General features: G+C 45.4%; 9 protein-coding genes and 3 pseudogenes. 10 read left to right on the top strand and 2 right to left on the bottom strand.

Annotation, left to right across the window (positions count from 1 at the left end):
- From RCO25_RS12645 to gndA, 10 genes and pseudogenes are all read left to right on the top strand, one after another.
- Window positions 1–378 carry a VOC family protein gene (locus RCO25_RS12645; RefSeq protein WP_308996507.1) on the top strand — a complete coding sequence of 126 codons (378 nt, stop codon included), beginning with the start codon at window positions 1–3 and terminating at the stop codon, window positions 376–378.
- Between the two features lie 462 nt (window positions 379–840).
- Entirely contained in the window at window positions 841–1,170 is a 330-nt protein-coding gene (locus RCO25_RS12650) for a carboxymuconolactone decarboxylase family protein (protein ID WP_308996508.1), read from the top strand.
- Between the two features lie 159 nt (window positions 1,171–1,329).
- Window positions 1,330–2,303: pseudogene (locus RCO25_RS12655) on the top strand (aldo/keto reductase).
- 194 nt (window positions 2,304–2,497) lie between these two features.
- Window positions 2,498–3,667 (top strand): annotated as a pseudogene (locus RCO25_RS12660) (MFS transporter).
- Between the two features lie 61 nt (window positions 3,668–3,728).
- Window positions 3,729–4,414: pseudogene (locus tag RCO25_RS12665) on the top strand (NAD(P)-dependent alcohol dehydrogenase); the annotation flags it as partial.
- A gap of 376 nt (window positions 4,415–4,790) precedes the next feature.
- Window positions 4,791–6,317 carry a glucose-6-phosphate dehydrogenase gene (gene zwf / locus RCO25_RS12670; protein WP_308996509.1) on the top strand — a complete coding sequence of 509 codons (1,527 nt, stop codon included), beginning with the start codon at window positions 4,791–4,793 and terminating at the stop codon, window positions 6,315–6,317.
- Window positions 6,301–8,298, top strand: coding sequence for a transketolase (gene tkt / locus RCO25_RS12675; RefSeq protein WP_308996551.1), 1,998 nt, complete (start codon window positions 6,301–6,303; stop codon window positions 8,296–8,298). Before zwf ends, tkt begins: the two co-directional genes overlap by 17 nt.
- A 114-nt stretch (window positions 8,299–8,412) precedes the next feature.
- On the top strand, window positions 8,413–9,081 hold the full coding sequence (fsa, locus tag RCO25_RS12680; protein WP_308996510.1) for a fructose-6-phosphate aldolase: 669 nt from the start codon (window positions 8,413–8,415) through the stop codon (window positions 9,079–9,081).
- Window positions 9,082–9,121: 40 nt separating this feature from the next.
- Entirely contained in the window at window positions 9,122–10,471 is a 1,350-nt protein-coding gene (locus RCO25_RS12685; protein WP_308996511.1) for a glucose-6-phosphate isomerase, read from the top strand.
- Window positions 10,472–10,508: 37 nt separating this feature from the next.
- The gene (gndA, locus tag RCO25_RS12690; RefSeq protein WP_308996512.1) at window positions 10,509–11,918 is read left to right on the top strand and encodes an NADP-dependent phosphogluconate dehydrogenase; all 1,410 of its coding nucleotides are present in this window, start codon (window positions 10,509–10,511) and stop codon (window positions 11,916–11,918) included.
- Between the two features lie 195 nt (window positions 11,919–12,113).
- On the opposite strand, the gene RCO25_RS12695 is transcribed toward gndA, so the two are convergent.
- Window positions 12,114–13,151: a LysM peptidoglycan-binding domain-containing protein gene (locus RCO25_RS12695; protein WP_308996513.1), complete on the bottom strand. Its 1,038-nt coding sequence runs from the start codon at window positions 13,149–13,151 to the stop codon at window positions 12,114–12,116.
- Window positions 13,152–13,461: 310 nt separating this feature from the next.
- A complete protein-coding gene (locus RCO25_RS12700; protein WP_308996514.1) occupies window positions 13,462–13,782 on the bottom strand; it encodes a hypothetical protein in 321 nt (106 codons plus the stop codon).
- Window positions 13,783–13,790: the final 8 nt, after the last annotated feature.

Here is a 13,790-nt window from a genome sequence, read left to right on the forward strand (position 1 = left end):
ATGATTAATAAAATCGGTCAAATTATGTTATATGTGAATGACCAAGATGAGTCATTGAAATTTTGGACAGAAAAAGCAGGGTTTCGCTTAGTTGCTGAGGAAAAAAACGAGTATATCAGATGGATTGAAATTGCTCCAACAAACGAAGCGCAAACGAGTATCGTACTCCACAATAAGGAACTAATTGCTAAAATGCAGCCAGAATTAAATCTCAATACGCCTTCGTTATTGTTTTTCTCGGAAGAACTCGATACCTTATATCAAGATTTTACAGACAAAAATATCACAGTCGGAGAACTTGTAAATATGCCTCATGGAAGAGTGTTCAACTTCGCTGATAATGAAGGTAACTACTTTGCGGTTATGGAAAAAAAGTAATCACTTAATTAAGAAAAAACATTTTATAGCTGAACAGAAAAAGAAGCAGTCTGCTACGGCAGCTGTTTCTTTTTTATAATAAGCTAACTGTCAGGAAATGCGTGTCGGGAATGTAAATAACAATCACCTGTAATAAAGATGGATTTGAACATAGAGGAGCAGTTAGCCTAAGGCATCTGCTTCTTATTTTATTGAATATAACTATTTGGCAGTCACCATGCTTAGTAATAATAATTAACGATAATAAAGCATTTGTATACAAATTGACAAAGAGCCCCCTTTTAACCATTGCATACGTTCTGTATCTGCTAATATAATTTTACACAAATGTTCATTAATGTATTTAGGTTTATTAATTTTTTGAAGTTTAGGCTCTTTTACCGAATTAGCTGCTGACTCAATTTTTCAAAGCTGTACGTCTTCTAAAATCAACAGAGATGTAACGAAAGAGAGGAATACAAAATGTCAAATAATAAAGAACTTACAGCCGCACAAAGAATGATAGGTGATTTTTTGCCGAAAATCGTAGAATTGACCGATGATGTTTTATTCGGGGATATATGGGAGCGTAAAGAGCTTTCTCCACGTGACCGCAGTTTAATAACCGTATCAAACTTAATAACTAGCGGAAATACGGAACAACTGGGATTTCATTTGAGAAAAGCGAAAGAAAACGGTATTTCGGAAGAAGAGCTAAAAGAAGTATTTATCCATCTTGCTTTTTACGCTGGATGGCCAAAGTCGATGTCCGCAATTATGGTTGCAAAAGAAGTGTTTTCGAAAGACTCATAGAAATCACTTGACGCGCCAAGCTTGGTAATCTAAAAAGCTGTCTAAAATTAATGTTGACTTGGAGTTAACTCCAGACTGTAAACTGCTTAATACAACCAGAGTGAGGAGGAATATGGTAATAGTTTATCTTCCAATAAAATTAGAGGAGCGTATCGACGAATGGACTATGTAAAACTTGGCCGAACTGGTTTGGAAGTTTCACGAATATGTCTTGGCTGCATGAGTTATGGGGTACCCGAACGCGGGATCGCTCCATGGTCGCTGAATGAACGAGCAGGCCATTCATTAAAGGAGCTTTAGAACTCGGCATTAACTTCTTTGATACTGCGAATGTATACTCTGACGGAACAAGCGAAGAAATCGTAGGACGTGCATTGAAGGAATTCGCGCATCGTGATGAGGTCATAATTGCGACAAAGGTACACTTTCGCATGCATCCAGGTCCGAACGGTGGGGAACTTTCCCGCAAGGCCATCATGAGCGAAATTGATAACAGCTTAAGACGGCTGGGCACGGATTACGTCGATTTGTACCAAATCCACCGCTTCGATCACACGACGCCAATCGAAGAGACGATGGAGGCACTCCATGATGTAGTAAAGGCAGGTAAGGCAAGGTACATAGGAGCATCCTCGATGTATGCTTGGGAGTTCTTGAAAGCGCAGCATGTCGCCGAAAATAACGGGTGGACCAAGTTTGTCTCCATGCAGAATTTATTAAATTTGCTGTATAGGGAAGAAGAGAGGGAAATGCTGCCACTTTGCCGCTCAGAGGGAATCGGTGTGATTCCATGGAGCCCGCTAGCTAAAGGCAGGTTAACTCGAGATTGGAATGAGAAGACAGCCCGTTCAGAGATAGATGAAGCCGGACAAAGATTAGTTGCAGCAATGGTCAGCGCCGATCGCAAGATCGTAGAGAGAGTGGCCGAAATTGCCGCAAAGCGGGGCATTTCTCGCGCGCAAGTCGCGCTTGCTTGGGTACTGCAAAAGGAGCCGGTAACGGCACCGATCGTCGGGGCAACAAAGTCAATTCATCTGGAGGATGCAGTTGCTGCTTTGTCGGTAAAGTTGGATGCAAATGAAATTGCGTACCTAGAGGAGCCTTACTTACCGCATCAGATTTACGGTATCTAAACGAGAAGACGGACCATTGAACGCACAATGGTCCGTCTTTCTCTACAAGGAAAATGGACGACTATCCAGGAATCGAGAGAAACTCGAACTTATAGGCATCATCTAGTGCTCATCAAGCTCGCTCGTGCGCGGCAAATCGATGTAACGAAAAGATAGAGCGCAGTATCTTTCTTTCACCCGAGGAGGAATGAAATTTGAAACGTCTATGGACGAAGTCGTTGATTCTCATGACCGTAGGGATGCTTTTCTTATTTACCGGATTTTTTTTCCTGCTACCTACCCTGCCAATGTTCATCAAACAGATGGGTGGCAATGAATCGCAGGTCGGTTTGGCTGTAGGCGCGTTTATGCTGTCTGCCGTTATTTTTCGCCCAATCGTCGGCGGTCTGCTGGACCGATTCGGCAGGCGTCCATTTATCGTGTGGGGACTGCTTCTCTTCACTTTAGCGATGTATATGTATGACTGGGTTGGCGGAATCCTCGTTCTGATGGGGCTTAGAATATTACATGGAATGAGCTGGGCCGTATCTACAACCGCAGTTTTCACGGCGGTTACGGATATCATACCGTCAGCCCGACGCGGAGAAGGCATGGGGTGGTTTAGTACAGCCATGACCCTGGCTATGGCGGTCGGCCCTTTGTTCGCCATCTGGATTACAAAGAGCCTATCATATCACGCTCTGTTTCTAATCGCCACCGGACTCTCTGCGGCAGCGTTATTATTGACGATGGGTGCAAAAATGCCTTTCCGGCCGCAACCGGGCGCTCGGAAAATCGAATTATTCGAAAAATCGGTTTTGCCCATCACGGCATCGGTTTTTTTTCTTACAGTTGCGTATGGCGGCATTACAGCGTTTGTCCCGCTATTCGCTGACTCGATCAAAGTCAATTCCGGTGCGTTCTTTCAGGTTTATGCCGCAACGCTTGCGCTGAGCCGCCCCATTTCGGGAAAACTTTCGGATCGGTAAGGAGAGACGTTTGTCATTGTACCAGGTCTTGTGATCACGATTTTTGCTATGCTTGCTTTGGGCTTCTCGAATAATTTGTTCGGCGTACTCGTTTCGGCGGTTCTGTACGGCATCGGTTTCGGTTCCGCACAGCCGGCTCTTCAAGCGGCAACGATACGTTTAGCCCGTCCTGACCGTAAAGGGGTTGCCAATGCTTCTTTATTGACTGCAACGGACCTCGGCATCGGCATTGGAGCAATCATGCTGGGCTGGGTTTCCCAGTACATGAGTTATCAGGCTTTGTTCACGCTAAGCGCTGTGTCGGTCACTATTTCCTTATTGATGTTTACTTTCTTTGTGAAACGTATGTTGAAAGAAAATCGTCTAAGCCCTTTGAACAACGGTTCTCTTCCCTGATTGATTAGATATTTGTATTGACTTGGAGTTAACTCCAGATTGTAAACTCCTTTAATAATGGATCTTCCCAATGGTGCCTGGGCACGAGATCACTGGTATCGTGACTGCAGTGGGCTCACACGTATCTATATATTCGGTCGGCGATCAAGTTGGTGTAGGGTGCTTGGTAGATTCCTGCCGCATGTGCGAATATTGTTTGTCCGGTGAAGAGCAATTTTGCAAAAAGGGAGTTGTATATACTTACAATGCACTTGATTATGAAGGGAACCCCACTTACGGCGGTTACAGCTCGCAAATCGTTGTGGACGAGGAATACGTGGTTCGAATCCCGGATACTATTGGACTTGACGTTGCTGCCCCGTTATTATGTGCAGGTATCTCAACGTACTCTCCGCTAAAGCATTGGAATGCTAGTTCTGGCATGATTTAATTCTAAACTCCGTTTCAACGATTCTCGACATCGATGCTTATTTATCGTTATTAGGTGTTGGCGGATCACTTGTTAACGTCGGTTTGCTCGCAGAGCCAGTATCATTCAATATGTTTTCGATCCTGGCAAGAAAAAACTTCACCGGTTCAAGTATAGGCGGTATTCGAGAGACTCAGGAGATGTTGGATTTCTGTGCTGAACATCGTATCGTTCCCCAGATTGAAAGAATTCGCGCAGATGAAGTGGATCGAGCTTGGAATCGGATTAAACAAGGCGACGTACGTTATCGATTCGTTATCGGCATTTCAACCATTTAATGGTGGAGATGCGTTCACGCAACTTGGATCAGATCTAATGAAAGATGATGGGCTTACCATTTCTATGGTAAGCCATCTTTTGTTTTTCTCTGAGAAACGCTCAGTATGTGTTGGATCGTAACTCCTGTTCAGGGAATGCGCAATTTTGATCCTACGGCTCTGGAATACCGGTGCCAGCTCAAAAATGTTCATAGATGTGGTCTATAGCTCCTGTGAAATATATTAATTACTTGTATAGGTCGTATTCGTATTATAGTGAAACTAAGAAAAAGAAACCAGTGCTTATTGATTTGGAGGGACAGTGCTGCTGCTTTAGCCACTGCCTCATGTGGATACGAAAGATATTAAGAGAAGCCATGTTGAAGGGAGAAATAAAATGGAGGCAACAACGTTCGTTTTGTTTGGAGCAACAGGGGATTTAGCTAAAAGAAAAATTTACCCTGCCTTGTATAATTTATTTGTCGATCAGAAGCTGCCGCAATCATTTTCTGTGATTGGTCTTGGAAGAAGGGAATTATCCGATGAAACATTTCAAGCAAATGTCGAGCAATCCCTTCGTAACTTTTCCAGACGTGAAGCAAACGATCCCGCATTAATCAAAAAATTCCTAAGCGCATTCCGTTATAGCGTTTTGGATGTAAGCCATAAAGAGGATTACCAGAAACTCCTGCAGATGATTGAGCAACGAGAGGAAGCGCTGAATTTATCACCGAATCGGATGTTTTATTTATCCGTTGGGCCTGAGTTTTTTGAAACGATAGCATCCAACATCAAAGAAAGCGGTCTTGGTTCAGCAAAGGGCTGGAAGCGCCTGATCATTGAAAAGCCTTTTGGCCACGATTTACAATCGGCCCGGGAGTTAAATCAAAAGCTGAGCAAAACTTTTGAGGAGCATGAAATTTTCCGGATTGACCATTATCTGGGCAAACCGATGGTGCAGAATCTTGAGGTTTTGCAGAAGACTAATCCGGTCATAAAAGCATTATGGTCTAACCGTTACATTGCGAACGTGCAGATATCGGCAAACGAAACCGTTGGCGTTGAAGAAAGAGCAGGATATTACGATCATGTAGGCGCGGTCAGGGATATGTTTCAAAACCATATGCTGCAATTGCTTATGATGGTGGCGATTCACCTTCCTACGAACAGTACTTCCGAAGACGTTCGCTTTAAGAAGAAGCTGGTAATGGAATCCCTTGAGCCGCTCGAGAAAGAGAATGTTAAATCGAGCGTGATCCGTGGCCAGTACCAAGAGGGAACCATCCAAGGGAAGCAGGTAGTTGGGTATACTTCCGAGCCAAGCATAGCCAAAACGTCCATGAATGACACATTTATAGCGGCTAAATTGCAGATCGATGACGCATTCTGGCGGGACGTTCCTTTTTATATCCGAACAGGCAAAAGAATGAAGGAGAAATCAACGCGAATCGTCATCGAGTTCAAAGAACCGTTAAAGCAGCAATCCACAGCAAATGACGATCGTAAAATACCGAATTTGTTAGTATTTGAAATTAGCCCTGACGAAAGCATTACATTGCAATTGAATTCGAGGGACCCGCAGCAAAAAGGGGAGTTCAAGCCTATGAACATCGACTTTCATACGAGTCAAACTGATGTGCCCGAGGCTTACGAAAATTTGCTCCACGACGCTTTACACGGAGACCCAACGTTTTTCGCGCATTGGGATGAAGTTGAATTGTCTTGGAAATGGGTTCAACCCATCTTGCATGCGTTTGAAGAAAATCTTGCTCCGCTTCATCTTTATGCAGCAGGTTCTTACGGTCCTGCCGAGTCCGATGAGCTATTGGCAAAAGACGGCTACCACTGGTGGTTCGATTCCAAGCCTGAACAAGAAATAAATGCACAGCAAGGAGAAGAATATGCCTATCACACAAACCATTGACCAGTTAGCTATTGATACGATCCGTACTTTGTCTATTGATGCCATAAACAGCGCTAATTCAGGCCATCCGGGCCTTCCGATGGGAGCTGCGCCAATGGCGTATGCCCTTTGGTCCAAATTGCTGAATCACAATCCAAGCCATGCCAAGTGGTTCAACCGCGACCGCTTCGTCCTTTCTGCGGGCCACGGCTCAGCATTGCTTTATAGTCTCCTGCATTTGTCGGGATATAAGGTATCGATTGAAGATTTGAAGCAGTTCCGCAAGTTTAACAGCAAAACACCAGGGCATCCTGAATTTGGCCACACGGATGGCGTAGAAGCAACGACGGGCCCTTTAGGTCAAGGGCTTGCCATGGCTGTCGGAATGGCAATGGCAGAAGCTCATCTGGCTTCAAAGTTCAACCAAAGCAGCTTTCCGGTTATCGATCATTATACGTACGCGCTTGTTGGTGACGGATGTCTGATGGAAGGAGTCGCGTACGAGGCAATGTCCATGGCAGGACATATGAAGCTTGGAAAATTAGTAGTCTTGTACGACTCCAATGATATCTCGTTAGATGGAGACCTAAACCTTTCCTTCGGAGAGAATATGCAAAAAAGAGCGGAATCAGCAGGATGGGAATATTTAAGGGTTGAGGACGGCAATAACGTGGCGCAAATTACGAAAGCCATCGAAGCTGCCAAGCAAAACGAATCGCAGCCAACCATTATCGAAATCCGGACGATTATTGGCTTTGGAAGCAAGGTAGCGGGAACGAACAAAGCACACGGCAATCCGCTAGGCAAGGAAGAGGCAAAAGCAACGAAGGCAGCTTACGGCTGGCAGTACGAGGAAGAGTTTACCGTTCCGGCGGAAGTCAAAGCTCATTTTGACCAGCTCAAGCATAATGGCGAAGCAAAAGAAGAGGATTGGAAAAGATTATTAACTTCCTATAAAGAACAGTATCCTTCGCTTGGCAAAGAACTGGAGCAAGTGATCGACGGAACGGTTGTGTTTGATGCCGCTGACATCCTTACGTTTGACTCCTCCAAAACCGTTTCTACCCGGGTAGCAAGCGGTGCAGTTATCAATCATTACATTAAATCTGTTCCATCGATTTTTGGAGGAAGCGCAGATTTATCGCATTCCACGATGACGGATATAAACGGCGAGCAAACCTTTGCTGTGGATTCCTATTCGGGACGAAACATCTACTTTGGTGTTCGCGAGCATGCGATGGGTGCAGCCGGCAACGGAATGGCATTACATGGCGGCGTAAAACCGTTCGTTAGCACCTTCTTCGTATTCAGCGATTATTTACGGCCGTCCATTCGTTTGGCTGCCTTGCAAAAATTGCCAATCATTTATGTATTTACCCATGATTCCATTGCCGTTGGAGAAGACGGCCCTACGCATGAGCCTGTCGAGCATCTGGCCGCACTGCGTACTATTCCGGGCCTTACGGTTATTCGGCCAACGGACGCTAATGAAACGGCAAGTGCATGGGCGTTTGCCTTGCAGCAAAAAGAAGGTCCGGTAGCGTTAGTGTTAAGCCGCCAAAACCTTCCAATTTATGAAGCCACCAAGGCCAATGTTGATAGCGTAGCGAAAGGCGCCTATGTCCTGACGGAAACAAACGATCATCCGGATGTCATCCTCATCGGTACCGGTTCGGAGGTATCCCTGGCTGTGAACGCAAAAGCGGAGCTTGAGCGGGATAACCTCGCAGTACGCGTCGTTGCAATGCCGAGCAGAGAACTGTTCGACCGTCAGTCCGAAGCCTACAAGCAGTCTGTTCTTCCTTCTTCCATCTCAAAACGGATAGCGATTGAAGCCGGCATTTCGCTTGGCTGGGAGCGTTACACGGGACCACACGGCAAAATATTGTCCATCGATACTTTCGGCGCATCAGGTCCTGGCAATGAGGTAATGGACTACTTTGGTTTCTCAATAGATAATGTGGTTCGCCAAACTAAACAATTGCTAAGCAAACAAGCGTAAACGGCTGTCGCTGTCCTCAGTGGCAAAAGCTATCGTTTCGCGGAGATATATAAGCACATTTATAAGTGAAAACTTATAAATTCTTATATATTAAAAAAATGGAGGTAGATCATAATGAAATTTTTTATCGATACAGCAAACGTGGAAGACATTAAAAAAGCGTACAAAATTGGTATCTTATCCGGCGTTACAACAAATCCTTCCTTGGTTGCCAAGGAAGGCGTGAAATTCGAAGACCGAATTGCAGAGATTTTGCGGGAAGTACCTGAAGTTGAATCTGTTTCTGCCGAAGTAACACCTGATGCGGTGACAGCTGAAGAAATGATTGAGCAAGCGAACGAGCTGATCAAAATCAATAATAATGACAAAAACATTACGATAAAGCTTCCGATGACACTAGCAGGCTTAGAAGCTTGTCGTTATTTAACCAAAAAAGGCGTGAAAACAAATGTTACTTTAATTTTCACAGTGAATCAAGCGCTCCTTGCTGCTCGCGCAGGCGCTACCTATGTCTCGCCATTTCTAGGCCGTTTGGATGACATTTCGGAAGATGGCGTACTATTAATCGTGAAAGTGGCAGAATTATTCCGCATTCATAACCTGGACGCGCAAATTATTGCAGCATCTGTCCGCCATCCGGATCACGTGACTCGCGTAGCGATGGCAGGCGCACATATCGCAACGATTCCGTTTACGGTTATTGAACAAATATCCAAACATCCATTGACGGATCAAGGGATGGAGAAGTTCGCTGCCGATTGGAAAAAAACAGTTCAAGTTTAAAATACAACTAAAAAATGTAGTTTGAAAGGAGCAGTTTCAAATGTCTATTTCATTTGATTATTCCAATGCATTATCTTTTATCCAGCAGCATGAAGTTGATTATTTCAATGATTTTGTGGGCGTGGCTCACCGTATGCTTCACGAGAAGGAAGGACCAGGGTCTGATTATCTCGGTTGGGTGAATTTGCCGCTTCAATATGACAAGGAAGAGTTTGCGAGAATCAAAAATGCTGCCGAGCGTATTCGCAGCCATTCCGAAGCTTTGATCGTCATCGGCATTGGCGGTTCATATTTGGGCGCAAGATCTGCAATTGAAGCGCTATCCCATACGTTCCATAACCAAATGAATGGTAAAACCCAAGTGTATTTTGCCGGACAAAATATAAGCTCTACGTACATTTCGCATCTGCTCGAGATGCTCGAGGGCAAGGATATTTCCCTAAATGTCATCTCCAAGTCGGGAACGACAACGGAGCCAGCAATCGCCTTCCGTATTTTGCGGGATTATATGGAAAAGAAATACGGAAAAAGCGAAGCCAAAAAACGGATCTTTGCGACTACCGATTCATCCAAGGGCGCACTTAAAAAACTTGCTGATGAAGAAGGTTATGAAACCTTCGTTATTCCGGACGATGTGGGCGGTCGCTATTCCGTTCTAACGGCCGTGGGGCTTCTGCCCATTGCCGCTGCCGGACTCGACATCGATCAAATGATGGCTGGAGCCGCCGCCGCTGCTCAGAAATATAATAATGCCGATCTTTCCACAAATGAAAGCTATCAATATGCCGCAGTCCGCAATGCCCTTTACCGTAAGGGGAAAACCATTGAGCTGCTCGTTAACTTCGAACCTTCCTTGCATTTTGTTTCCGAATGGTGGAAGCAGCTATTCGGCGAGAGTGAAGGAAAAGACCAGAAGGGCCTCTTCCCCGCATCTGTAGATTTTACTACAGATTTGCACTCGATGGGACAGTATGTCCAAGAAGGCCGGCGCGATCTCATTGAAACGGTGCTGTCGGTGAAAAAACCGCGCATCGAACTGACCATTCAAGAGGACGAGGGCAATCTGGACGGCTTGAATTTCGTAGCTGGCATGACGCTGGATGAAGTAAACAAGAAGGCAGCACAAGGTACACGGCTTGCCCATGTTGACGGAGGCGTACCTAATCTGATCGTTGAAATGGATGAACTAAGCGAATATACGTATGGTGAAATGGTGTACTTTTTTGAGAAGGCCTGCGGCATCAGCGGGCTGCTGCTTGGGGTGAACCCGTTCGATCAGCCTGGCGTGGAGGCGTACAAGATCAATATGTTCGCGCTGCTAGGCAAGCCCGGTTTCGAAGCACAAAAAGCCGAGCTCATGAAACGTTTATCCGCATCGGGCCAGGAATGAAAAACTAACATTTTATGATTAACAGGAGGTTGTTACGATGAAAAAACAACAAATTGGCGTAGTAGGCTTAGCCGTGATGGGTAAGAATCTCGCATTAAACATGGAAAGTAAAGGGTTCTCGGTTGCTTTATATAATCGTTCACCTGAGAAAACGAATGAGCTTTTGGCGGAAGCGCCAGGCAAAAACTTCGTAGGCACTTACAGCGTGGAAGAGTTTGTCCAAGCGTTAGAGGCGCCGCGTAAAATACTAATTATGGTCAAAGCAGGACAACCGACTGATGATACGATTAATCAGCTCCTGCCTTTCCTTAGTCAAGGGGATATCCTCATAGACGGAGGAAACGCACATTTCCCTGATACACAAAGGAGAAACAAAGATCTGCAAGCGAAAGGCTTCCGCTTTATCGGCGCGGGCATTTCGGGCGGCGAAGAGGGGGCGCTAAATGGCCCTTCGATTATGCCAGGCGGACAAAAAGACGCTTATGAGCTCGTAGAGCCAATCTTGACTGCAATCTCGGCAAAAGTGAACGGCGATGCTTGCTCCACTTACATCGGTGAAGACGGTGCAGGCCATTATGTCAAAATGGTACACAATGGCATCGAATACGGCGATATGCAGCTCATTGGCGAAGCGTATCACTTGTTGAAGGATGTATTGCACTTGAATACGAACGAGCTTCATGAGATTTTCTCGGAATGGAACCGTGGCGAGCTTGATAGCTACTTAATTGAAATAACGGCCGACATTTTTGCGAAAACGGATCCGGATACAGGCAAGCCGATGGTGGACGTTATACTTGATTCGGCAGGGCAAAAAGGAACCGGTAAATGGACAAGCCAAAGCGCGCTAGATTTGGGAGTTCCGTTGTCCATTATTACAGAATCCGTGTTTGCACGGTTTATCTCCGCCATGAAAGAAGAGCGCGTGGCTGCAAGCGAGCGGTTGAATGGACCGGCTGCATCAAGCTATGAAGGCGATCCTAAGGAGTTTATCGAGGCCGTGCGCAAAGCACTTTATACAAGCAAAATAGCTTCGTACGCGCAGGGCTTTGCACAAATGAGAGCTGCATCCGACGAGTACAAATGGGACTTGAGCTACGGAAGCATTGCGATGATATTCCGCGGGGGATGCATTATCCGCGCAGGCTTCTTGCAAAATATTAAGGATGCTTACGATCGCGACCCGGCGTTGAAAAACCTGTTTTTGGATGAATATTTCAAGGGGATCGTCGATAACTACCAAGACGCTTGGAGAAATGTCATATCGATCGCGGTAACCAGAGGAATTCCGGTTCCAGCATTCTCCTCGGCTTTAGCTTATTATGACAGCTACCGTTCAGAGAGGCTGCCAGCTAATTTATTGCAGGCGCAAAGGGATTATTTTGGAGCGCATACGTTCCAGCGGCTCGACCAAGAGGGCAGCTTTCATTTTCAATGGATGAAATAATATTTTTTTTCAATCATTTCGACCGATTAAGTAGGACTGCTTGCAAACTTTAATCGGAATGCCATTTAATAAATAGAAGATAATTTAGAAATTCATTGCTTGCTATGAATCAGAATTAGGTTCCTGGATAGAAAAGAGGGTGCCCCTAAAGCCTATGGCTTTTGGGACACCCTCTTTCTGTCAGACTTCGTTGACCTAAGCTTTTGGAATTTTCAACACCGTACCGGCTTTTACATCATCAATATTTACAATATGATTGTAACCCGCAATGAACTTCACATATTTGTCGGAGCCGTAATAGATTTTGGAGATGCTGTAGAGCGTCTCGCCACTCTTTACGGTATGAACGGAAGTCTCGTAATCGGGTAAATTTTCTACTGCACCATTTTCTTCATCTAGCTTATAATTTTTCAGGGACGGAATAAGGAGGTTGGTGCCTGCTTTCAAGCCTACATTTTTATCAAGCTTGTTTTCTTTCGCAATATAATCCACATATTCCGCCGATTTGTAAAACATTCTGGAAACACCTGACAGAGTATCGCCTACTTGGATCAGATAGGTAGCCGGCAAATTAATTTTCGAATAGTCTTTGGTTCCCTGCTGGCTGCCATCTATAGAGCCGGCTGTTGATGACAATACTGGGATCTTAAGCGTATCTCCTGCTTTCATATCATTAATAAACACGATATGGTTATACTCTGCAACCAGCGCATAATGCTCCTTAGATTGATAGAACTTCTCGGATATCAATCTTAGCGTATCGCCTTTTTGGACAACATAGGTGGTTGGAAGCTTCACCGTTTTAGAAGGGGCTTCCGTTGATTTATTGCCATTATCCTTTTTTTCTTGCGTTGGTTGTTCTGTCTGTGCAGGTTTAGTAGTTTCCGTCGGCTTATCACCTTCTTTGACCGTTGTGTTGGATGCAGTAGGAGCAGGCTCTTCCGTCACATCTTTGTATTCCTCTGTAGACTCTAGTTCCTCTCCGTTGTCAAGGGTTCTGTTTGAGATGGAGTCATCTGCCAAAGGCGCGTTTCCGCTATTCCCATTATTAAGGGAATCCGAAGCAGCAAGCGGAAGCTTAGAATCAACTTTATTCATATATTTACCGTACAATGCTCCGCAAATACCAACAAAAATGATGACTATCGCCAGATAGATTATGAGATTTGTTTGCTTTAAAGATGCCAGACGGCCTTTGGAACGGTTGCTTCTGCGTGTGCTTCTCTTATTCAAAACGTAATCTTCTCCTTTGTTCCTCAACTTAATCCTATTCTATCGGACTTATAGAACCCTATGGAATGGGCCTAAACAGCCAATTAATTAGTACCGAAAAATTCTCAGTATGTAATAGTGCTGTAGTGGCCTGCTCTTTTTATAATGCTAACGGGCAGGATGGTTTAATGAAAACACGTCCTAACTACCTTTCTTGGGTTCGCATCGCTGTTCATTTTCCTTTATTTATCGTAACGCTATGCCCGCACGCTGCCAAAGAGCCGCCCCGCGTCGAAAGACGGGTGCGGCCCTTCTCACTTCCCAACCATCCTCACAGCATCCGCCGCAAAAAGAGCATCACGCCAACCAGAACCGCCAGCAGGAGCAGCAGACCGGCGAACCGCTTGTCCGCTCTGCCCCGGCGCAGGCAGAGTAGGGCTTCAATCCCCGTCACGGCCATGGCTGTGTGCAGAATCGTATCGATCACCGGCAACAGCAGCAGGTAGGCTGCATACAGTCCGCCCAGCTGAATCGCGATGAGCATTAGAGGCAAGGAGAGCAGCAGCCCGCCAAGCTTCACCTTGAGCGGCCAGCCCTTCCGGTACGCCCACAGCTCGGACGTGCCGCGTCCGGCGAACAGTACCGCATACATGATAAAGT

This window comes from Paenibacillus sp. LHD-38 (genome assembly GCF_031157315.1).
Lineage (GTDB): Bacteria > Bacillota > Bacilli > Paenibacillales > Paenibacillaceae > Pristimantibacillus.